We start from the raw sequence: 20410 nt of genomic DNA, 5'->3' as shown, positions 1-20410 counted from the left end.
CCGATCGTGACCGAGATCTACTACGACAACGACGCCGACATCGCGCTCATCCAGAGCAAGAAGGTCGCCATCGTCGGCTACGGCTCGCAGGGCCACGCCCATGCCCAGAACCTGCGCGACAGCGGGGTCGAGGTCGCCATCGCCCTCAAGACCGGCTCGAAGTCGATCCAGAAGGCCAGCGACGACGGCTTCAGCGTCATGACCGTCGCCGACGCGGCCGCCTGGGCCGACGTCATCATGATCCTCGCGCCCGACCAGCACCAGCGCTCGATCTACAGCGAGAGCATCAAGGATGCGCTGAAGCCGGGCAAGACGCTGGCCTTCGCGCACGGTTTCAACATCCGCTTCGGCTACATCGACGCCCCCGAGGGCGTCGATGTCATCCTCGTCGCCCCCAAGGCCCCCGGCCACACGGTGCGCCGCGAGTTCGTCGCCGGCCGCGGAATCCCCGACATCATCGCCGTCGAGCGCGACGCGACCGGTCACGCCTGGGATCTCGCGCTCTCGTACGCCAAGGCCATCGGCGGCACGCGCGCGGGCGTGATCAAGACGACCTTCACCGAAGAGACCGAGACCGACCTGTTCGGCGAGCAGGCCGTGCTCTGCGGCGGAACCTCGCAGCTCGTGCAGTACGGCTTCGAAGTGCTCACCGAGGCGGGCTACCAGCCCGAGATCGCCTACTTCGAGGTGCTGCACGAGCTCAAGCTCATCGTCGACCTCATGTGGGAGGGCGGCATCGCCAAGCAGCGCTGGAGCGTGAGCGACACGGCCGAGTACGGCGACTACGTCTCGGGCCCGCGCGTTCTCGACGCGAGCGTCAAAGAGCACATGAAGGCCGTGCTCGCCGACATCCAGTCGGGAGCCTTCGCGAAGCGCTTCATCGACGACCAGGACGCCGGAGCGCCCGAGTTCATGGAGCTGCGCCGCAAGGGCGAGCAGCACCCCATCGAGGAGACCGGTCGCAAGCTGCGCGCCCTCTTCGCGTGGAAGCAGCAGGACTCGGACTACGTCGACGGCAGCGCTGCGCGCTGACGTCGCCGCAGTCGGCGACGCTGTGCTTGTTGGTTCAGATGCGCGAGCGCGCCTGAACGCCGACGGCAGCGCTGCGCGCTAGCCACTGACCTTCCCGGCCATCCGCCGGGAACCCCACGAGGCCGCGACCCCCGCAACCCGGGGTCGCGGCCTCGTGCTGTGCGCGGGGCCCCGGCCGTTCACCCGACACACCCGTGGGTGTCGGCATCCGTTCACGCGCGGGCGAGACCGTGGCGACCGTGACCGTGACGCTCGAGCGCACCCCCTCCGGCCTGCTGTTCCGCACCGCGATCGCCGGGGGCGTCGCCCTCTCGGTCGTGCTGGGCGCCCTCGCGCCGCTCTCGGCCGCCGCGCAGCCCATCGGCGAAGGGGGCAGCAGCGGCTCGCACCTCCGGCGCGACGATCACCCCGTCATCATCAGCGAGATCGCCCCGGGCTGGGGTGCTCGCCCCGAGGCGGGCTACGTCGAGCTGCAGAACGTCTCGACCGAGCCGGTCGATCTCACGGGCTGGAACCTCTACCGCTGCTCCGAGGAGGGTCTGCGGGCCAAGCGCGGCGCTCCGGACTCCGAGTTCTCGGGGGTCGTGCTGGCACCCGGCGAGCAGTACCTCATCGCACGGGCGGGCGAGCAGCCGGCCGGCGCGCGGCCCGACGACGTGATGAGCGCTCCGTTCGGAGCCGGCGGATACGGCTACGTGCTCGAAGACCCGCAGCAGCGGGTGGCCGACTCCGTCGCCGTGTACCCGACGACTCCCTGGATGATGCGCAGCGAGTGCGATCCGGGCGGGTCGCTGCCTGACATCGTCGACACCGCGGCGGGGGAGAGCTACCAGCGTCTCGACGCCACGACCACCGCCGACGGCCGCTTCGTCATCGCTCTCGCGACTCCGGGCGAGCCGAACAGCACGCGCCCCGCATCGACAGCGCCCGCGACCAGCATCGCGATCGCCGAGGTCGCGCCCTTCGGCGCAGGGGGCAGCGGCGACGATGTCGTCGAGCTGCGCAACGACGGAGCTCGAGCCGTGTCGCTCGCGGGCTGGACCCTCGATCGGTGCACCGCCGAGGGCGAGCGGTGGCGCGGGGTGCCGCAGGTCGTGTTCGGCGAGGATGACGCGATCGCTCCGCAGGGGACGCTCGTGATCGTCGGGCCCGAGTCGAGCATCCGCGGCGCCGACGCGGTCATGACCACCTCGCTCGCCGACGGGGCCTACGGGCTCCAGTTGCGCGACGCCGACGGGGCGCTCGTCGACGAGGTCGCGTCGGCGCACCAGCGCGACAGCGCCTGCCAGTCGGGCGCCGACAAGCTGCCCGCGACTCTCGACGCGGCGCGGGGGGAGAGCCACCAGCGCCGTCCGGATACCGGCGCATGGATCATCGCTCCCCGCACACCGGGTGCAGAGAATGCCCGCGCCGAGAACTCCCTGCGCGCCGAGCCGATGCTCGACACCGGCGTCGTGATCTCCGAACTCGCGACCGATCCCCTCGACGTGCGCGCCATCGAGGAACCGCACAACTTCGTCGAGCTCACCAACCGCTCCGACCGTGCTATCGACGTCGGCGACTGGCGAGTCTGGGCCTGCGATCGTGAGGGGATGCGCCGAGCCACGCCGCTCGCGGTGCTCGCCGAGGGCACGCTGCTGGCCGCGGGGGAGTCCGTGGTCATCGCCGCCGAGGGCACCACGACGGATGCGCTGCTGCGGTTCGAACGCCCCCTCGACTTCCTCGGCTCGGGCGTGCTGGTCGAGACCGCCGACGGTGGCATCGCCGACCGGGTCGGAGTGTTCCACGTCAACGAGATGGATGAGAGCGTCGAGCCGCCTTCGCCCTGCACGAACGCGGTCTCGCTCGTCACCTTCCAGCCCGACCGGCTCCGGGGTGAGACGTACCATCGCGTCGCTCGGTCGGGCGTCGACCTCGTGGACTTCATCACGGCTCCCGCGACCCCCGGCGTGAACGAGGTGACGACCAGCGCTCGGGCATCGGTCGTCGACGAGCCGCGCTCGCGGGCCGCGCGGGAACGGGTGCCGCTGCCGGGCGACCTCGTGAGCACGGCTGTCGCGGCGCTCGACGAGGTCGTCGAGCCCTCCGCCCCCTCCGCTCTGCGCGTCGTGACCGGCACGACGGGGGCAGAGGGTGCGCTCGGCTGGTCGCTCGCGGAGGAGCGGCTGATCGCGAGCGACGTGCCGCTCGGCGGCGCGACCGTCGGCGCGGCGCTCATCGAGGCTGTCTCGAGCGGCTTCGACTTCCCGGCGGTGCGTCTCGAGCTCGCCCAGTCGGTCCAGGGGCGAATCGCCTGGCAGGGTGAGGTCAGCCCACGGCACCGCGTGGTGCTCTCGCGGTGGCAGGCCGACATCGAGCAGTGGAGCGTGATCGGCGACGCCGTCGCCGACGTGAACGGAGTCGTGGCCGTGGAGGGGGAGACCCCCGCGACCGAGGCGCTGCTCGTGCAGGTGCTGCCCGCCGAGCGCTCCGACGCCGACCTCGCGCCCGACGGAGCGTTCGAGCGCGCGGACGCCGTCGATGCGAGCATCGTGCACCTCACCGACACCCAGTACCTGAGCGAGGGGTATCCCGAGGAGTACGAGCGCATGACGGGGTGGATCGTCGAGCTCGCGCAGCGGCGCGACCTCGCCGCCGTCGTGCACACGGGCGACCTCGTGCAGAGCTGGGTCGACCCCGATCAGTCGGATGCTCGGGCGCGGATCGAGTTCGCGCGGGCATCCGCGGCGCAGGCGGTGCTCGAGCGGGAGGGCCTCGTCACGACCGTGCTGCCCGGCAACCACGACACCAAGCGCGGTATCGACGCCGGTCTCTACAACGAGTACTTCGGGCCCGAGCGCTACGCCGATGCACCCGGTTTCGTCGCGCCGATCGCGCCCGGCGATGCCACCTCGAGCTACACGATCGTGCAGGCCGGGCCCGCGCCCGTGCTCGTGCTCTCGATCGGCTACGGCTACGGCGAGCGCGAGCTCGCGTGGGCCGAGCGCATCGTGCAGCAGCACCCCGGCCACAACGTCATCGTCGCCACGCACGAGCACCTGACGCCGCTCACCCGCTGGGATCCCGCTCGGCGCGCCACCGACAACCGCTGGCTGAGCCGCGCCGACGAGCTGTGGGAGCGGGTCGTCGCCCCGAACCGCAACGTCGTCGCGGTGCTCGCCGGGCACTATCACGGGCTCGGCGCGATCGTCACGCCCGATGCGGGAGGCCTCGAGGGCCACGACGTGGTCGAGCTGCTCGCCGACTACCAGGAGTTCCGCACCGGCACAGGCGAGCGCGCCACCGGGTTCCTTCGACTGCTGCAGTGGGATCTCGCGTCCGGCCAGCTGCTCGTCGACACCTACTCGCCCCGCCTCGATTCGACCGTCTCGGCCGCGTACGACTACCCGCAGTTCGTGCTCGAGAGCGGCGTCGAGAGCCGCCCGGCGAACGGCCGACCGTGGAACATCGTCGCGCTCGGCGCCGAGGGCCTCTATGGCGTGGCCGACGACGAGTTCGCGGTGCCCGTGACGCTGCAGTACGCGAAGACGCTCCGGATGACCGGTCTGACCCTTGCCGCCCCCGACCCCGGGCCGCTCGAGCCGGAGGCCCGCGGGTCGCACCTGTCCGCACCCCGGGTGTGACCGCCGCCCCGCTCCCGTGAGCCGCCAAGCATGCGATCGGTAGGCTCGCAGCATGCCCCGCCCTCCCGCGCCCGACGACGACGCCGCACTGCGGTGGGACGAGTTCGATGACCCGAGCTATGTCGAATCCGACGCCGCGATCGCCGCGCGCGCCGCTGCGGAGGCGGGCGATGACGCTGACGCGCGTGACGCATCCGGCACCGGCGCGACGGGGGACGCCCCGGCCGCCCCCGAGCGCCCCGCCACGGGGCAGCGGCTGCTCACGGCCCTCTTCGCCCTCGTCTACGTCGCCTGGTCGGTGGGCTGGATCATCGGGGTCGGACTCGTTCCGCTCAGCGGCCCCACCCTGGTGGTCGAGGTCATGTACCAGTTCAGCGAGTTCCTCGCGATCGTGGCGAGCGCGCTGTGGTTCGCCGCGGTGGTGACGCTCACGCGCGGAGGCCGCGCCGTCCACCGCTTCGGCTGGCTCGCTCTCGGCACCCTCGTGCTGCTGCCCTGGCCGATCGTGCTGGGGGTGCTCGCGTGACGCGCGCGCACGTCGGGGTGGCCGCGGCGCTCTCGGTGCTCGTCGGGTGGTTCGTGTTCGATGCGGTGAGCTCGCTCATCGCCTTCCCTCTCGAGCTGGCCCAGCTCGGGCTCGGCGCCGGCCCCGTGCTGCTCGGGGCGCTGTGGGCGGGCGTCGTGATGCCCGTCGTGCTCTACATCGCGGCCGTTGTCGTCGCCCGGCGGCAGCCGTTGACGCGCTTCACGCTCGTGCTCATCGTGGCGCTCGCGGCCGCGGCGGCCGTGCGGCTCTCACTCATCGCGCTCGCGACGGGCTCGATCCTGCTCTGAGCTCGCTCAGCCCAGGCCGACCCAGAGCACGAGAGCGATGAGCAGCACCTGCATCGCCAGGCGCGGCCAGAACGGCACGGCGACGACGCCGAAGCGGTCGCGGTGCCGCGCCGCGTAGGCGTTGGCCGGGAAGACGCAGACGAGGAACACCGCGAGAGCGATGCCCGCGGCTGCGCGCGTCGGCTCCCACAGCAGTCCGAGCCCGCCGGCGATCTCGGCGACCCCCGTCACCCACACCCACGCGACGGGGGAGAACGGCCGCCCGTGGAAGGCCGCGGGCACCATCGCCGCCATGCCCCGCACGACGGGGGGCACGAAGTGGGTGATGCCGATGGCGACGAAGACGACGGCCGTGATGACGCGGGCCAGGTCGACGGGCTCGAGCGCGGCATCCGTGACGATCGTCATGGCCGCCATTCTGCCCGCGCGCCCTGCGATACCCTGAGAGCATCGGTCGCCCCCACTGGCGTAGGCCACCGCATACCACCGCATCTCTTGTCGGTACCTCTCCGCGTTAGGACCTCACCCCGTGCCCAAGCCGGTCGTGCTCATCGCCGAAGAACTCAGCCCTGCCACCGTCGACGCCCTCGGGCCCGACTTCGATATCCGCCACGTCGACGGCACCGATCGCCCCGCCCTGCTCGCCGCGCTCGCCGAGGCGAGCGCCGTGCTCATCCGATCGGCGACGCAGATGGATGCCGAGGCCATCGCCGCATCGAAGACCCTCAAGGTCATCGCCCGCGCGGGGGTGGGCCTCGACAACGTCGACGTTCCCGCGGCCACGAGCGCGGGCGTCATGGTGGTCAACGCGCCGACGAGCAACGTCATCAGCGCCGCCGAGCTCGCGATCGCGCACCTGCTGTCGCTCGCGCGTCACGTGCCCGACGCGAACGCCTCGATGAAGGCGGGGGAGTGGAAGCGCTCGAAGTTCACGGGCGTCGAGCTCTACGAGAAGACGGTCGGCGTCGTCGGCCTCGGCCGCATCGGCGTGCTCGTCGCCCAGCGCCTCGCGGCGTTCGGCGTCGAGCTCATCGCCTACGACCCCTACGTGCCGCCCGCGCGCGCGCAGCAGCTCGGCGTGACGCTCGTGAGCCTCGACGAGCTCATGCAGCGCAGCGACTTCATCACGATCCACATTCCCAAGACGCCCGAGACGACGAACCTCATCGGCGCGGCCCAGTTCGCGATCGCCAAGCCCACCCTGCGCATCGTCAATGCGAGCCGCGGCGGCATCATCGACGAGGATGCCCTCCGGGAGGCGCTCGTCTCCGGCCAGATCGCCGGCGCCGGCCTCGACGTCTTCGTGCACGAGCCGCCCGTCGGCTCGCCGCTGCTCGAGCTGCCCACCATCCAGCTCACGCCGCACCTGGGGGCCTCGACCGATGAGGCGCAGGAGAAGGCCGGCGTCTCGGTGGCGAAGTCGGTGCGCCTCGCGCTCGACGGCGAGCTCGTGCCCGACGCCGTCAACGTGGCGGGTGGCGTGATCGACCCGAGCGTGCGCCCGGGCATCCCGCTGATGGAGAAGCTCGGGCAGGTGTTCGCCGCGCTCGCCGACGCCTCGTTCGCGAGCATCGACGTCGAGGTGCGCGGCGAGATCGTCGCGCACGACGTGAACGTGCTCAAGCTCGCCGCGCTCAAGGGCATCTTCAGCGCGATCTCGAGCGAGCAGGTGAGCTACGTCAACGCACCGCTGCTCGCCGAGCAGCGCGGCGTGGCCGTGCGGCTGCTGACCGACGCCGCGAGCGAGGAGTACCGCAACCTGCTCACCATCCGCGGCTCGCTCAGCGACGGCACGCAGTTGAGCGTGTCGGGCACGCTCGTCGGCGCCAAGCAGGTGCAGAAGATCGTCGAGATCAACGGCTACGACGTCGAGGTGCCGATGGCCGAGCACTTCATCGTCATGGTCTACACCGACCGGCCGGGCATCGTCGCGATCTACGGCAAGGAGTTCGGCGAGGCCGCCATCAACATCGCGGGCATGCAGATCGCCCGGCGCACGGCCGGCGGTCAGGCACTGAGCGTGCTGACCGTCGACTCGCGCGTGCCGGACGACCTGCTGGAGCGCGTGCGCACGGCGATCGATGCGAGCGTCATGCGTGAGATCACGATCGTCGAGCAGTAGTCCCGTCATGACAGCAGCCCCGCCGACGCATCGGCAGGGCTGCTGGACGGTCGGGATGCTACTCGACCGGGTCGGACGCGATCGACTCGCGACGCGTGACCTGCTCGCCGCTCCCGGCGTCGACGTGCGTGTGCTGCGTCGTGACCGACGAGCGCTTGCGCGCCATCAGCACGCCGCCGATGAGGATCATCACGACACCGGCGACCATGAGGATGTACCCCACGGTCGACAGCGCGATCCAGTCGAGCGTGACGTTCACCGCGAAAGCCAGAATGGCGCCGACGGCGAACAGGAAGATTCCGAATCCAATGCTCATCAGGGGAGCTCCTTTCGATTCGTTGGGCGACTCTATGGGGCCGCCGAGCAGGTTCGCGCCCCCTTGACAAGCGGCCCTCGCGTCCCGACTACTCTGGAGAGGTCGCCCTGCCCCGGCATTCCCGGGGCAGACGTCGTGAACCTGGGAGGTTTCTGTGACACGCACCCTCGACCTCGCCGTCATCGGCGGCGACGGCATCGGCCCGGAGGTCACGGCGGAGGCGCTCAAGGCGCTGCGCGCGGCCGTGGGCGACGAGGTCGCGGTCTCCGAGACGGTGTACCCGCTCGGCGCTGAGCACTACCTCGCCACCGGCGAGATCCTGACCGACGAGACGCTCGCGGCTCTCGCGCAGCACGACGCCATCCTGTTCGGCGCGGTCGGCGGCGACCCGCGCGATCCGCGGCTCGCGGGCGGCATCATCGAGCGCGGGCTGCTCCTGAAGCTGCGCTTCGCCTTCGACCACTACGTCAACCTGCGGCCCACGCTGCTCGCCCCGGGCATCGCCTCACCGCTGCGCGACCCGGGCGCGGTCGACTTCGTCGTCGTCCGCGAAGGCACCGAGGGTCCGTACGTCGGCAACGGCGGCCGATTCCGCCAGGGCACCCCGCACGAGGTCGCCACCGAGGTGTCGATCAACACCGCCTTCGGCGTTGAGCGCGTCGTGCGCTTCGCCTTCGCGCAGGCGGCCGCGCGCCGCCAGAAGCTCACGCTCGTGCACAAGACCAACGTGCTCGTGCACGCCGGCGCGCTGTGGCAGAGCACGGTCGACCGTGTCGCGCCCGAGTTCGCATCCGTCGCCGTCGACTACCTGCACGTCGACGCCGCGACCATCTTCCTCGCGACCGATCCCTCGCGGTTCGACGTGATCGTCACCGACAACCTGTTCGGCGACATCCTCACCGACCTCGCCGCGGCGATCGGCGGCGGCATCGGGCTCGCGGCCTCGGGCAACCTCAACCCCGACGGCGCGTTCCCGAGCATGGTCGAGCCCGTGCACGGTTCGGCACCCGACATCGCGGGGCAGCAGAAGGCCGACCCGACCGCCGCGATCCTCTCGGTCGCGATCCTGCTCGACCAGCAGGGGCTGCCGGATGCCGCGGCGCGCATCCGCGCCGCGGTGCTCGCCGACCTCGCCGAGCGCGGCACGTCGACCCGCCGCACGAGCGAGGTCGGAGACGCCATCGTCGCCCAGCTGCGCTGACCCGGCGGGCGTCCCGAGCGCCCGCTTGCGCTAACCCGCTGGCCGTCACCTGCGCTGACCCGCCGGGGGCCATCCGCGCTCGATTGGCCGGAGAGGCTCCGGCCCCCGCAGAGTACGCTGTATCCACGCTCTTCCGGGGCCCAGCGGGCCGCCGGCGACCCTCGAGGATCCCCATGACGAACCTGCTGCCGATGGCCACCCGCGAGCTCACGTGGGCCGTGACCCCGAATGAGGCCGCCCGTCCGGTCGCCGAGCGCGAGGCGATCCTCGCCGACCCGGGCTTCGGCAAGCACTTCACCGACCACATGGTCGACATCTGCTGGAGCGAGATGGGCGGCTGGCACCGCGCGCGCGTGCAGCCCTACGGCCCGATCGCGCTCGACCCGGCGGCCTCGGTTCTCCACTACGGGCAGGAGATCTTCGAGGGCCTCAAGGCCTATCGTCACGCCGACGGCTCGATCTGGTCGTTCCGGCCCGACGCCAACGCGCGCCGGCTGCAGCGTTCGGCCAAGCGACTGGCGCTGCCCGAACTGCCCGAGCAGTACTTCATCGAGTCGCTCAAGCAGCTCATCGCCGTCGACGGCGACTGGGTGCCGAGCGCGCCGGAGACGAGCCTCTACCTGCGCCCGTTCATGTTCGCGAAAGAGGCATTCCTCGGTGTGCGCCCCGCGCACAAGGTCGCCTTCTACGTCATCGCCTCGCCCGCGGGCGCCTACTTCCACGGCGGGGTCAAGCCCGTCTCGATCTGGCTCTCGACGCAGTACTCGCGTGCGGGCAAGGGGGGCACGGGGGCCGCCAAGACCGGGGGCAACTACGCCGCCTCGCTCGTGGCCCAGGCCGAGGCGACCGAGCACGGTTGCGCTCAAGTGCTGTTCCTCGACTCGGTCGAGGGGCGCTACATCGAAGAGCTCGGCGGCATGAACGTCGTGCTGGTCTACAAAGACGGCACGCTCGTGACCCCGCAGAGCGACTCGATCCTCGAGGGCATCACGCGCGACTCGATCCTGCAGCTCGCCGAAGACCGCGGGCACCGCGTCGAGCGGCGTCGCGTGAGCATCGACGAGTGGCGCGAGGGCGCGGCATCCGGCGACATCGTCGAGGCGTTCGCGTGCGGCACCGCCGCCGTCGTGACCCCGATCGCGATGATCAAGGCCGCCGACTTCGAGATCGGCAGCGCCGATGCCGAGGCGGGCGAGCTGACCATGTCGCTGCGGGCCGAGCTCACCGATATCCAGTACGGCCGGCGCGCCGACCCGCACGGCTGGATGCTGCGGCTGGATGCCTGACCCCGACTTCACCCGCATGACCGCGCCGGTGCGGGCGGGGGTGGCGGCGCTCTGCCTCGGGGCCGGGGCCCTGCTCGGTCTCATCGGCACGTTCGCGCACCAGTCGCTGCCGCCCGTCGGTGTGGTGATCGCCCTGCTCACGGTCGCGCTCTACGTCGTGGGGCTGCGCGCCTGGGGCGGCGTGCGCACGCCCGCCGCCGCGGGCGCGCTCGGTGTCGGCCTCATGAGCGGTCTGCTGGCGACGGCGACGGGGGGCTCGGTGCTGGTTCCCGCCAACGCTGTCGGCTACACGTGGCTCTTCGGCATCACCGGCATCGCGTTCCTCGCTCTCGCCTGGCCGCACATCCAGCGGGCTCCCCAGCCGCGTGCCGATACGATGGAGGGGTCAGCGTCTGCCACCTCGACAGCGCCTCCCGAAGTGAAGGAACGACCACTGCCGTGACCTACGTGATCGCCCTGCCCTGCGTCGACGTCAAAGACCGCGCCTGCATCGACGAGTGCCCCGTCGACTGCATCTACGAGGGCGACCGGATGCTCTACATCCACCCCGACGAGTGCGTCGACTGCGGCGCCTGCGAGCCCGTGTGCCCCGTCGAGGCCATCTACTACGAAGACGACGTGCCCGAGCAGTGGGCTGACTACTACACGGCCAACGTCGAGTTCTTCAGCGAGATCGGCTCGCCCGGCGGAGCCGCCAAGGTCGGCGTGCTGCCCGGCGACCACCCGATCGTCGCCGCGCTGCCGCCCCAGGCGTAGCGCGCGGTCTGGCGCATGACCCTGGAGCTGCCCGACTTCCCCTGGGACTCGCTCGCGCCGTTCGCGACCCGCGCTCGCGAGCACCCCGACGGCATCGTCGACCTCTCGGTCGGCTCGCCCGTCGACCCCACGCCCGCGGTCGTCCGCGATGCCCTCGTCGCCGCGACCGACGCGCACGCCTACCCGCAGACGATGGGCACGCCCGCCCTGCGCGCAGCGATCGCGCGCTGGTACGCCCGTCGTCGTGATGTGACCCTGATCGGCCCGGATGCGGTGCTCCCCACCATTGGATCGAAAGAGCTCGTCGCGCTCCTGCCCCTCCTGCTCGGCCTCGGGCCCGGCGACATCGTCGTCTACCCGCGCACGGCCTATCCGACCTACGCCGTCGGGTCGGCGATCGCCCGCACGGCCGGCGTCGCGGCGGACGACCCGTCTGACTGGCCCGCATCCACCCGCCTGGTGTGGCTGAACAGCCCGGGCAACCCGACGGGCGCCGTGCTCGGCGTGCCCGCGCTGCGCGCCGCGGTCGCTCGGGCCCGCGAGCTCGGGGCCGTGCTCGTCAACGACGAGTGCTACGCCGAGCTGGGGTGGCAGCCCGAGCGCTGGGCCGACGACAGCGTGACCGCGGGCGTCGCGGGCGCAGGTGGAGCGGGCGCCGGCGGAGCGGGCGTCGGCGGAGCGGGCGCCGGCGGCGACTATCGTGTGCCGAGCATTCTCGACCCCCGCGTGACCGACGGCGACCACACGAACCTGCTGAGCGTCTACTCGCTCAGCAAGCAGTCGAACCTCGCGGGCTATCGCGCCGCGTTCCTCGCGGGTGACGAGGCGATCGTGCGGCGGGTGCTCGAGGTGCGCAAGCATGCCGGGCTCATCCCTCCCGCGCCCGTGCAGGCGGCCATGGTCGCCGCGCTCGACGATGACGCGCACGTGGCGGCCCAGCGGGAGCGGTACCGCGCGCGCCGCACGGTGCTGCGTGCGGCCCTCGAGGGGGCGGGGTTCCGCATCGACCACTCCGAAGCAGGCCTCTACCTGTGGTGCACGCGCGGTGAGCCCGCCCTCGCGACGATCGCCCTGCTCGCCGAGCACGGCATCCTCGCCGCACCCGGCACGTTCTACGAGGGCGACTCGTCGCAGCACGTGCGGCTCGCGCTCACGGCGACCGACGAGCGCATCGCCGCGGCGGCGCAGCGTTTGGCGCACCTCTCCAAGGCCTGAGCCGCGGTCTTGGCCGGTGCATCACTGGTGCCCGGTTGCGCATAGGCTGTAACCGGGTCACTCCCGGGCCGCCACCACCACCATGGCTCGTTCTCGGGACCCCGCCCCCACACCGATCCCACGACGATCACACCCCGCGAGGAGGCGCAGTGAGCGACGGCGCACTGAACGACGGCGTACCCAGCAACGGCGACCAGAAGGCCACGCTGCACTTTCCCGGCGGTACGGCCGAGTTCCCGATCCTGTCGAGCGTCTCCGGCGCCTCGAGCCTCGATCTCTCGTCGCTCACCCGGCAGACCGGGCTGACCGCGCTCGACTACGGCTTCGTCAACACGGCCTCGACGAAGAGCGCCATCACCTACGTCGACGGCGAGAACGGTCTGCTGCGCTACCGCGGCTACTCGATCGAGGACATCGCCGAGAACTCGACCTTCCTCGAGGTCGCCTGGCTGCTCATCTACGGCGAGCTGCCGAGCGCCTCCGAGCTCGCCGACTTCGACGAGCGCGTGCGGCGCCACACGCTCCTGCACGAAGACCTCAAGCGCTTCTTCGACTCGCTGCCGCACCAGGCGCACCCCATGTCGGTGCTGTCCAGCGCGGTGAGCGCCCTCTCGACCTACTACGGCGACTCGCTCGACCCGCACAACCCCGAGCAGGTCGAGATCTCGACCATCCGCCTGCTCGCCAAGCTGCCGGTCATCGCCGCCTACGCCCACAAGAAGGCGATCGGTCAGGCGTTCCTCTACCCCGACAACTCGCTCGACTTCATCGGAAACTTCCTGCGCCTCAACTTCGGCATCATGGCCGAGCCCTACGAGGTCAACCCCGTGCTCGTGAAGGCGCTCGACCGCCTGCTGATCCTGCACGAAGACCACGAGCAGAACGCCTCGACGTCGACCGTGCGTCTCGTCGGCTCGACCGGGGCCAACCTCTTCGCCTCGATTTCGGCGGGCATCAATGCGCTCTCCGGCCCGCTGCACGGTGGCGCCAACGAGGCCGTGCTCGACATGCTCGCGCGCATCCGCGATTCGGGCGAGAGCGTCGAGCGCTACGTCGAGCGCGTCAAGGCCAAAGAAGACGGCATCAAGCTCATGGGCTTCGGTCACCGCGTCTACAAGAGCTACGACCCGCGCGCCAAGCTCGTGAAGGCCAGTGTGGATGCCGTGCTCGCCGATCTCGGCGTGAGCGACCCGCTGCTGCAGATCGCGCGCGAGCTCGAGGCCATCGCCCTCGCCGACGACTACTTCATCGAGCGCAAGCTCTACCCCAACGTCGACTTCTACACGGGCGTCATCTACAAGGCCATGGGGTTCCCCACCCGCATGTTCACGGTGCTCTTCGCCATCGGCCGCCTGCCGGGCTGGATCGCCCACTGGCGCGAGATGAACGACGACCCGCAGACGAAGATCGGCCGCCCGCAGCAGCTGTACATCGGCTCCGCGCACCGGGAGTGGCCGCAGCGCTAGCGGGTCACCCACCGATCGCACGGCGTGCGTCGCGTTCGCTCCTTCGGAATCGCGACCCTGGAACCCGGCGAGTCCCGCTCCACCTGCGGCGTGTCGCGATCTCGACCAGCACCAGAGAACAGCGAAGCTGCGCGAGGCTGACGCCCGCGATGGATGCTCGCGCCGAGCATCCCGAAGCGGGTGATTACGCGTGCAGGGCCTCGTTGAGCTGCACGCCCGCGCCCGTGCGGGGCAGCACCTCGACGGCGCCCGTGACCGAGCTGCGGCGGAACAGCAGCCCCGGAACGCCCGAGAGCTCGGCCGCCTTGACGACCCGCGGCTGCCCGTCGGCGCCGACCGTGCCGTCGACGACGACGACCTTCTGCCCGGCCGTCACGTAGAGGCCCGCCTCGACGACCGAGTCGTCGCCGATCGAGATGCCGATGCCGCTGTTGGCGCCGAGCAGGGCGCGCTCGCCGATGGCGATGCGGCGCGTGCCCCCGCCCGAGAGCGTGCCCATGATCGAGGCGCCACCGCCGATGTCGCTGCCGTCGCCGACGACGACGCCCTGGCTGATGCGCCCTTCGACCATCGAGGCGCCGAGGGTTCCGGCGTTGAAGTTGATGAAGCCCTCGTGCATGACGGTCGTGCCGGGCGAGACGTAGGCGCCGAGCCGCACGCGCGAGGCGTCGGCGATGCGCACGCGCGGGGGTGTGACGTAGTCGAGCAGGCGCGGGAACTTGTCGACGCCGAGCGCCGAGACGCCCGCCTGCTGCAGCGCGGGCCGGCGCGCGTCGAAGTCGTCGGGGTGCATCGGTCCGGCGGTCGTCCACATGACGATCGGCAGGTGCCCGAACACGCCATCCAGGTTCAGCGTGTTCGGGGCGACGAGGCGGTGGCTCAGCAGGTGCAGGCGCAGGTAGGCATCGGGGGTGGAGGCCGGCGGCGCATCGAGGTCGATCGAGACCGTGCGGGCCTCGCGTCGCACGCCCCGCCGCGCATCCTCGCCCTGCAGATGCTCGATCTCGGCGGGCACGATGTAGGGGTCGCGCCCGTGCGGCAGTGTGCCGAGCGCGGGGTGCGGAAACCAGGTGTCGAGCTCGGCGCCGTCGGCGAGCCGCAGCGTCACGAGACCATAGCCCCAGGCGTGGCGCGTCGCGCGCTCGGAGTCGGTGGCAGAGTCGCTGGCAGAGGGGGCGGCGGGGCTCGACATGCCTCCAGGCTACCGGCGCCGCATTACCCTGGAGTCGTGACCGACTCGACCGCCGTGCCCGTCGCCGAGCTGCCGGTGCACGACGGGGTCGTGGCGCTGACGGCGGCGATGGTCGACATCGCGAGCGTCTCAGGCGATGAGCGGATGCTCGCCGACGCGATCGAGCGCGTGCTGAGCATCCACGCCCCGCACCTGGAGGTGCTGCGCGACGGTGACGCGATCGTCGCCCGCAGCCGGCTCGGTCGCGCGCAGCGCGTGGTCATCGCGGGCCACATCGACACGGTGCCGATCAATGCCAACCTGCCCAGCCGGCTCGAGGGCGATGCACTGACGGGCACCCTGCACGGCCGCGGAACGGTCGACATGAAGGGCGGCTGCGCCGTGATGCTCGCGCTCGCCGTCGAGCTGGTCGAGCCCGCCTACGACGTGACATGGGTCTGGTACGACCACGAGGAGGTCGCGAGCGACCTCAACGGACTCGGCCGGCTCGCGCGCGTGCACCCCGAGCTGCTCGCCGCCGACTTCGCGATCCTCGGCGAGCCGACGAGCGCGGTCGTCGAAGGCGGCTGCAACGGCACCCTGCGGGTCGAGCTGCGCGCGGCGGGCCGCCGGGCGCACTCGGCACGAGCGTGGATGGGCGAGAACGCGATCCACGCCCTCGCCCCCGCCCTCGCGGCGCTCGCCGCCTATGAGCCGCGCGCGATCGAGGTCGATGGCCTCGTCTACCGCGAGGGCCTCAACGCCGTCGGCATCGGCGGGGGAGTCGCCGGCAACGTGATCCCTGACGCCGGCGTGCTCACCGTCAACTACCGCTTCGCCCCCGCCGCGACGGCCGCCGAGGCCGAGCAGTACCTGCGCGAGCTGTTCGGGGCCGTGTCGCCGGAGCTCGAGCTGGTGGTCACCGACTCGGCCGGTGGGGCCCGCCCGGGGCTGGATGCTCCGCTCGCGCAGCACTTCATCGCCGCGGTCGGCGGCACCCCCGCGCCGAAGTACGGCTGGACGGACGTCGCCCGCTTCGCCGAGCTCGGCATCCCCGCCGTGAACTACGGCCCCGGCGACCCCTCGCTCGCCCACACCGACGACGAGCGGGTGCCGGTCGAGCAGATCATCGCCTGCGAGCGCGGGCTGCGGGCGTGGTTGAGCGGGGCGTGAGCGCCCTCGCCGCGTCGACCGACGGCGCCACGGCGACGCTGCTCGATCGGATGCGCCGCCTGCCCTGGTGGCTCGGGGTGCTGGCGATCTGGGGCGTCTCGCGGCTCATCACCACGAGCATCCTGCTGTCGTTCGCGGCTCGGCAGGGCGAGAACGCCTGGACGGGGGCCACCCCCGGCTACCTCGATTTCGCGCGCCTGTGGGACGCCCACTGGTACTACATCATCGCCGCGGTGGGCTACCCCGACGAGATCCCGCGCGACGAGAACGGTCTCGCGGGCGAGAGCGCGTGGGCCTTCATGCCTGTGTACCCGGGGCTCGTGCGCATCGGCATGGCCCTGACCGGCGACTTCTCGGCGCAGGGCTTCGCGGCGGTCGCGGTGACGATCTCGGTGCTCGCGAGCCTTGCGGCCGCGCTGCTGTTCTTCGTGCTCGCGCGGCGCTGGCTCGCCTCCGGCACGGCGATGCTCGCCACCGCGCTGTTCTGCGTCGCCCCGCTCTCGCCGATCATGCAGGTCGCCTACGCCGAGGCGCTGCACCTCGCCCTGCTGTTCGGCGCGCTCATTCTCGTGCTCGACCGGCGCTGGGTGCTGCTGCCGTTCGTCGTGACGGTCATGGCCCTCACACGGCCGAGCGGTCTCGCTTTCGCGCTGCTGCTCGTGCTCGTCTGGGGCTGGCGGTGGATGCGCCGCCGCGTCGAGCCGTTCGAGCCGGTCGAGCGGGTGCGGCTCGGTCTCGCGGCGGTGATCGCGGGGCTCGCGGGGCTCGCCTGGCCGGGCATCGTCGCGCTCTCGACCGGCGAGCTGCTCGGCTACATCGACACCGAGCTCGCATGGCGCCGGCCGTACACCGGAGACGTCGAGCTGCTGCCCTTCACGCCGTGGTGGCAGGGGGCGCAGTGGTGGGCGGGCCAGCAGTGGTGGCCGGGGCCCGTGCTGCCGGGGCTGCCGTGGTCGACGGGCGAGGTGCTCGGGCCGGTCATCCTTCTCGTCGTGGTCACCCTCGCCGCGGCGGCGTTCGCCCTGCCCGCCATGCGCCGCATGCCGATCGAGCTGCGGTTCTGGCTCATCGCCTACGCGCTCTACCTGCTCGCCGTGTTCTTCCCGCAGTCGAGCACGTTCCGGTTGCTCGTGCCGCTCGCACCCGCACTGGGGGCCGTGGCCCTCGGCATCGCGAGCGTCGGCACGGGGCGCCTCGCACGAGGTTGGTCGCCCGCTGTCGCACGCGGACTGCGCGTCGGGCTGGCGGTGCTCGCGCTGACGCTCGGAGTGCTGGGTCAGGTCGCCTGGGTGCACATCGGCTGGTGGGTCGACGGCTACGACTGGACTCCGCCCTGATCGGCGGGTGAACAGCCGCTGAACCCCGCCCTCGGCGGGCTCGCTCGATTTAGCCGTTGGGCGAGTGTGAGGGATAATAGAAGGCACTGTTCAGCGAAAGGGGAGACCACATGGCAGCCATGAAGCCGAGGACCGGCGACGGCCCGATGGAGGCTGTCAAGGAGGGTCGCCTCATCATCGTGCGCGTGCCGCTCGAAGGCGGCGGGCGCCTCGTGGTGTCGGTCAACGACGACGAGGCGAAAGAGCTGCACGACGCTCTCGCCGCGGCGATCGCGTAGCGCGAGCGCACCCGCAGGTCGCGCCTCGCGCGACGACGTCCACCGCGTTCAGCGTGCGGTAACGATCTGCAGCAGTCCGTCGCCGACCGGTGAGATCGCCAGGTGCACGGCCGGTGACTCGCGGAGGTCGGTGATCAGCGCGCGCAGTTCTGCTGTCACGCCGTCGCGCTTCGCCGGGTCGGGCACGGTGTCGCGCCAGAGCCCGTGCGGAACGAGCACCGTACCGCCCGGGCGCACGAGCCGCAGCGCGTGCTCGAGGTTCTCCGCGAGCGCGTGCGCGTCGCCGTCGATGAGCACGAGGTCGTAGCTGCGCTCGTTCATGCGGGGCAGCACGTCGCTCGATCGTCCCGTGATGAGGCGCACCTTCGTCGCCGGATGCCCGGCGTCGGTGAAGTGCCGGCGGGCGGCCTCGTGATGGTCGGCCTCGACGTCGATCGAGGTGAGCTGAGCATCCGGAGCGCCCTGCAGCAACCACAGCCCCGAGACCCCGATTCCGGTGCCGATCTCGATGATCGCCTCGGCGTCGAGGGCGGCCGCGATGAGCGCGAGCTGCGCCCCGGTCGCGGGGCTGACCGCCTCGACCCCGAGCTCGAGCGACTGCGCGCGCGCGGCGCGGATCACGTCGGGTTCGACCGTCTGGTCTTCGACGTACTTCCACGACAGGTCTTTGCTGGCCACGGTGCTCCTTCTCCGAGACAGCCTAGGGCGAAGACCTCAGCCGACCGGGCTATTCTCGAGGGGTGTCCTGGGGCCTGACGTTCGAGAAGCTGCTGCTCATCGGGCTGATCGCGGTCATTCTCATCGGCCCCGACCGGCTGCCGGGCTATGCGGCGCAGTTCGGGCGGCTGATCCGCTCGCTGCGCGACATGGCCAACGGCGCGAAAGACCGCTTGCGCGAGGAGATGGGCCCCGACTACGACGACGTCGACTGGAAGAAGCTCGATCCGCGCCAGTACGACCCGCGGCGCATCATCCGCGAGGCCCTGACCGACGAGTCCGCCCCGCCCACCCGTCCAGGCCAATCCCCGGGTGTGGGTGTCGCTGCCGCACCCGTGCGCGAGTCCGCCTACGCCCAGCGGCAGCGCCTGCTGCGCGAGGGCCGGCCGGCACCGTTCGACTCCGAGGCGACCTAGGTCTCGCTGGCGGGGATGCGCGCTGAGCGCTCGCTGCCGTGTCGCGAGGCACCGCTCGTGTCGAGGCGCGCTCGCTCATCGCTCGCGCCGTGTGCGCTGGCTCAGCGCTCGCCGACCGTGCGGTATCCCTCGACCACGCGCGCGGCTTCCGCCTGCAGCAGCTCGATCACGCGGCGCACGCTCGGCCGTTCCGCTCGGTCGGCACGGAGCAGGGCCGAGATCTGGCGCTCGGCCGGCAGCCCGCTGATCGGGCGCGTGACGATGCCGTTGCCATGGCTGCGGGACGTGAAGCGCGGCAGGATCGCGATGCCGACGCCAGCCGCCACGAGGCGCTCGACGATGAGGTTGTCCATGATGCGCTGAACGATGCGCGGCTCGCGCCCGACCGCGGCCGACAGCCGCTCGTGCACGCGGTCGTAGGGGTAGCCGACGGGCGCGCCGATCCAGTCTTCATCGACGAGGTCGACGGCACGCACGACGCTCTTCTCGACGAGCGGGTGCCCCACCGGCAGCGCCACGTCGAACGGCTCGGTCATGAGGGGCACCACGCGCAGGCCCCGGTCTTGCCAGTGCGCGGGGATGCCCTGCGAGTCGGCGATGACGATGTCGTAGTCGGGCGTCAACTGGGCGAAATCGGGCAACGGCATGTCGTGATCGGTGACGACGACCTTGAGCCCGGGCTCGTCGCGCAGCGCCAGCAGCACGCCCGGCAGCAGCATCTGGCCTGCCGTCGGGAAGGTGCTCACCGAGACCGAACCCTGCGGGCTCTGGGTGAACTCGTTCCAGAGCGCTTCGGCCGACTCGATCGCGATGGCGATGTGTCGTGCTGTCTCGGCGAGGGCGAGCCCCGCGCCGGTGAGTACGAGCCCGCGACCGTGCCGCTCGGTGAGGGGAACCCCGACCTCGGCCTCGAGCACCTTGAGCTGCTGGGAGACCGCCGATGCGGTGCGGTGCGTCGCGGCGGCGACGGCGGTGATGCTGCCGCGGTCGGCGAGCTCGCGCAGCAACTGGAGGCGTCGGATATCCATATGACAACCCTAAAGCACAACTGAAGAGTCAGTTCAGAAAGTATCGATTGTGCTAAAGACTGCGGAGCGATGGAATGGAGTCGTTCAGGAACCCAAGGAGAACCCCGACATGACCGCCGTGCTCATCACTATCGCCCTTCTCGCCGTCGCCGCCATCGCGTCGACCGTCGTCGTCGCCGCGCGCGACGGCTACCGCCGAGTGCCGGCGATCCAGCGCTGAGCCCGGCGCCTTCGGGCGCGCTCCCGCGACGGCCGTCGGACCTCGTGCTCGCCTTTCCAGGGGCGGGCGCGGGATCCGGCGGCCGTCGTCGTCGGCGCGGGGGGCATCGCGCGCTCCCCTCGGCCCCTGCGAGAACAGCAGCGCCCGCCCGGCTCGCCGCGCGACCCGCGGCGCCCGCCCCGCTCGCCGCGCGACCCGCGGCGCCCGCCCCGCGCGACC

General features: G+C 71.5%; 20 protein-coding genes. 15 read left to right on the top strand and 5 right to left on the bottom strand.

Features of this window, described 5'->3' with window-relative positions:
- Positions 1 to 6 precede the first annotated feature (6 nt).
- The 4 genes from ilvC to ACTIE9_RS08240 all read left to right on the top strand — a co-directional run bounded on the left by ilvC (position 7) and on the right by ACTIE9_RS08240 (position 5489).
- Positions 7 to 1032 (top strand): ketol-acid reductoisomerase, encoded by a 1026-nt coding sequence (gene ilvC, locus ACTIE9_RS08255; RefSeq protein WP_439565103.1) that lies wholly within the window; start codon positions 7 to 9, stop codon positions 1030 to 1032.
- Positions 1033 to 1271: 239 nt separating this feature from the next.
- The gene (locus ACTIE9_RS08250; RefSeq protein ID WP_439565102.1) at positions 1272 to 4655 is read left to right on the top strand and encodes a lamin tail domain-containing protein; all 3384 of its coding nucleotides are present in this window, start codon (positions 1272 to 1274) and stop codon (positions 4653 to 4655) included.
- Positions 4656 to 4707: 52 nt separating this feature from the next.
- Positions 4708 to 5181 (top strand): hypothetical protein, encoded by a 474-nt coding sequence (locus tag ACTIE9_RS08245; RefSeq protein ID WP_439565101.1) that lies wholly within the window; start codon positions 4708 to 4710, stop codon positions 5179 to 5181.
- Positions 5178 to 5489: a hypothetical protein gene (locus ACTIE9_RS08240; protein WP_439565100.1), complete on the top strand. Its 312-nt coding sequence runs from the start codon at positions 5178 to 5180 to the stop codon at positions 5487 to 5489. The genes ACTIE9_RS08245 and ACTIE9_RS08240 overlap by 4 nt, the downstream gene beginning before the upstream one ends.
- Before the next feature lie 6 nt (positions 5490 to 5495).
- Here the strand turns inward: ACTIE9_RS08240 and ACTIE9_RS08235 are convergent, their stop codons facing one another.
- Positions 5496 to 5897 (bottom strand): DoxX family protein, encoded by a 402-nt coding sequence (locus tag ACTIE9_RS08235; RefSeq protein ID WP_439565099.1) that lies wholly within the window; start codon positions 5895 to 5897, stop codon positions 5496 to 5498.
- Between the two features lie 121 nt (positions 5898 to 6018).
- On the opposite strand from ACTIE9_RS08235, the gene serA reads away from it, so the two are divergent.
- The gene (serA, locus tag ACTIE9_RS08230) at positions 6019 to 7611 is read left to right on the top strand and encodes a phosphoglycerate dehydrogenase (protein WP_439565098.1); all 1593 of its coding nucleotides are present in this window, start codon (positions 6019 to 6021) and stop codon (positions 7609 to 7611) included.
- A gap of 58 nt (positions 7612 to 7669) precedes the next feature.
- On the opposite strand, the gene ACTIE9_RS08225 is transcribed toward serA, so the two are convergent.
- Positions 7670 to 7927, bottom strand: a complete 258-nt coding sequence (locus ACTIE9_RS08225) for a DUF6458 family protein (RefSeq protein ID WP_439565097.1) — start codon at positions 7925 to 7927, stop codon at positions 7670 to 7672.
- A 154-nt stretch (positions 7928 to 8081) separates the two neighbouring features.
- Between ACTIE9_RS08225 and ACTIE9_RS08220 the strand changes: the two genes are divergently transcribed.
- The 6 genes from ACTIE9_RS08220 (at position 8082) to ACTIE9_RS08195 (ending at position 13851) form a co-directional block, all read left to right on the top strand.
- Positions 8082 to 9128 carry a 3-isopropylmalate dehydrogenase gene (locus ACTIE9_RS08220; protein WP_439565096.1) on the top strand — a complete coding sequence of 349 codons (1047 nt, stop codon included), beginning with the start codon at positions 8082 to 8084 and terminating at the stop codon, positions 9126 to 9128.
- Positions 9129 to 9301: 173 nt separating this feature from the next.
- Positions 9302 to 10414 carry a branched-chain amino acid aminotransferase gene (locus ACTIE9_RS08215; protein ID WP_439565095.1) on the top strand — a complete coding sequence of 371 codons (1113 nt, stop codon included), beginning with the start codon at positions 9302 to 9304 and terminating at the stop codon, positions 10412 to 10414.
- Positions 10407 to 10856 carry a hypothetical protein gene (locus ACTIE9_RS08210; RefSeq protein WP_439565094.1) on the top strand — a complete coding sequence of 150 codons (450 nt, stop codon included), beginning with the start codon at positions 10407 to 10409 and terminating at the stop codon, positions 10854 to 10856. The genes ACTIE9_RS08215 and ACTIE9_RS08210 overlap by 8 nt, the downstream gene beginning before the upstream one ends.
- The gene (fdxA, locus tag ACTIE9_RS08205; RefSeq protein WP_409652127.1) at positions 10853 to 11170 is read left to right on the top strand and encodes a ferredoxin; all 318 of its coding nucleotides are present in this window, start codon (positions 10853 to 10855) and stop codon (positions 11168 to 11170) included. Before ACTIE9_RS08210 ends, fdxA begins: the two co-directional genes overlap by 4 nt.
- A 15-nt stretch (positions 11171 to 11185) precedes the next feature.
- Positions 11186 to 12385: a succinyldiaminopimelate transaminase gene (gene dapC, locus ACTIE9_RS08200; RefSeq protein WP_439565093.1), complete on the top strand. Its 1200-nt coding sequence runs from the start codon at positions 11186 to 11188 to the stop codon at positions 12383 to 12385.
- Between the two features lie 149 nt (positions 12386 to 12534).
- Entirely contained in the window at positions 12535 to 13851 is a 1317-nt protein-coding gene (locus ACTIE9_RS08195; RefSeq protein ID WP_439565092.1) for a citrate synthase, read from the top strand.
- 184 nt (positions 13852 to 14035) lie between these two features.
- On the opposite strand, the gene dapD is transcribed toward ACTIE9_RS08195, so the two are convergent.
- A complete protein-coding gene (gene dapD, locus ACTIE9_RS08190; RefSeq protein WP_439565091.1) occupies positions 14036 to 15043 on the bottom strand; it encodes a 2,3,4,5-tetrahydropyridine-2,6-dicarboxylate N-succinyltransferase in 1008 nt (335 codons plus the stop codon).
- A gap of 108 nt (positions 15044 to 15151) precedes the next feature.
- Between dapD and dapE the strand changes: the two genes are divergently transcribed.
- From dapE to ACTIE9_RS08175, 3 genes are all read left to right on the top strand, one after another.
- Positions 15152 to 16195, top strand: coding sequence for a succinyl-diaminopimelate desuccinylase (gene dapE / locus ACTIE9_RS08185; protein WP_439565151.1), 1044 nt, complete (start codon positions 15152 to 15154; stop codon positions 16193 to 16195).
- Positions 16177 to 17532, top strand: coding sequence for a hypothetical protein (locus tag ACTIE9_RS08180; protein ID WP_439565090.1), 1356 nt, complete (start codon positions 16177 to 16179; stop codon positions 17530 to 17532). Before dapE ends, ACTIE9_RS08180 begins: the two co-directional genes overlap by 19 nt.
- A 110-nt stretch (positions 17533 to 17642) precedes the next feature.
- The gene (locus ACTIE9_RS08175; RefSeq protein WP_293172295.1) at positions 17643 to 17810 is read left to right on the top strand and encodes a DUF3117 domain-containing protein; all 168 of its coding nucleotides are present in this window, start codon (positions 17643 to 17645) and stop codon (positions 17808 to 17810) included.
- 48 nt (positions 17811 to 17858) lie between these two features.
- Here the strand turns inward: ACTIE9_RS08175 and ACTIE9_RS08170 are convergent, their stop codons facing one another.
- Complete coding sequence (locus ACTIE9_RS08170; protein WP_439565089.1) at positions 17859 to 18488, bottom strand: O-methyltransferase; 630 nt, start codon at positions 18486 to 18488, stop codon at positions 17859 to 17861.
- A 62-nt stretch (positions 18489 to 18550) separates the two neighbouring features.
- Here ACTIE9_RS08170 and ACTIE9_RS08165 point away from each other — a divergent pair, with 62 nt between their 5' ends.
- Positions 18551 to 18943 (top strand): twin-arginine translocase TatA/TatE family subunit, encoded by a 393-nt coding sequence (locus ACTIE9_RS08165; RefSeq protein WP_439565088.1) that lies wholly within the window; start codon positions 18551 to 18553, stop codon positions 18941 to 18943.
- Positions 18944 to 19044: 101 nt separating this feature from the next.
- Here ACTIE9_RS08165 and ACTIE9_RS08160 read toward each other — a convergent pair whose 3' ends face one another.
- A complete protein-coding gene (locus ACTIE9_RS08160; protein ID WP_439565087.1) occupies positions 19045 to 19971 on the bottom strand; it encodes a LysR family transcriptional regulator in 927 nt (308 codons plus the stop codon).
- Positions 19972 to 20410 lie beyond the last annotated feature (439 nt).

The sequence above is a fragment of the Microcella sp. genome (assembly GCF_051860105.1).
GTDB lineage: Bacteria > Actinomycetota > Actinomycetes > Actinomycetales > Microbacteriaceae > Microcella.
Note: the sequence above shows the minus strand (reverse complement) of the source record. Positions and strands in the feature narration are given on the sequence as shown.

Bases quoted from the DNA above. Each gene is read 5' to 3' on its own strand.
- ACTIE9_RS08235 (WP_439565099.1), bottom strand. From the start codon at position 5,897: ATGACGATCGTCACGGATGCCGCGCTCGAGCCCGTCGACCTGGCCCGC.
- ACTIE9_RS08215 (WP_439565095.1), top strand. From the start codon at position 9,302: ATGACGAACCTGCTGCCGATGGCCACCCGCGAGCTCACGTGGGCCGTG.
- ACTIE9_RS08225 (WP_439565097.1), bottom strand. From the start codon at position 7,927: ATGAGCATTGGATTCGGAATCTTCCTGTTCGCCGTCGGCGCCATTCTG.
- dapD (WP_439565091.1), bottom strand. From the start codon at position 15,043: ATGTCGAGCCCCGCCGCCCCCTCTGCCAGCGACTCTGCCACCGACTCC.
- ACTIE9_RS08210 (WP_439565094.1), top strand. From the start codon at position 10,407: ATGCCTGACCCCGACTTCACCCGCATGACCGCGCCGGTGCGGGCGGGG.
- ACTIE9_RS08175 (WP_293172295.1), top strand. From the start codon at position 17,643: ATGGCAGCCATGAAGCCGAGGACCGGCGACGGCCCGATGGAGGCTGTC.
- dapE (WP_439565151.1), top strand. From the start codon at position 15,152: ATGGTCGACATCGCGAGCGTCTCAGGCGATGAGCGGATGCTCGCCGAC.
- ACTIE9_RS08160 (WP_439565087.1), bottom strand. From the start codon at position 19,971: ATGGATATCCGACGCCTCCAGTTGCTGCGCGAGCTCGCCGACCGCGGC.
- dapC (WP_439565093.1), top strand. From the start codon at position 11,186: ATGACCCTGGAGCTGCCCGACTTCCCCTGGGACTCGCTCGCGCCGTTC.
- ACTIE9_RS08245 (WP_439565101.1), top strand. From the start codon at position 4,708: ATGCCCCGCCCTCCCGCGCCCGACGACGACGCCGCACTGCGGTGGGAC.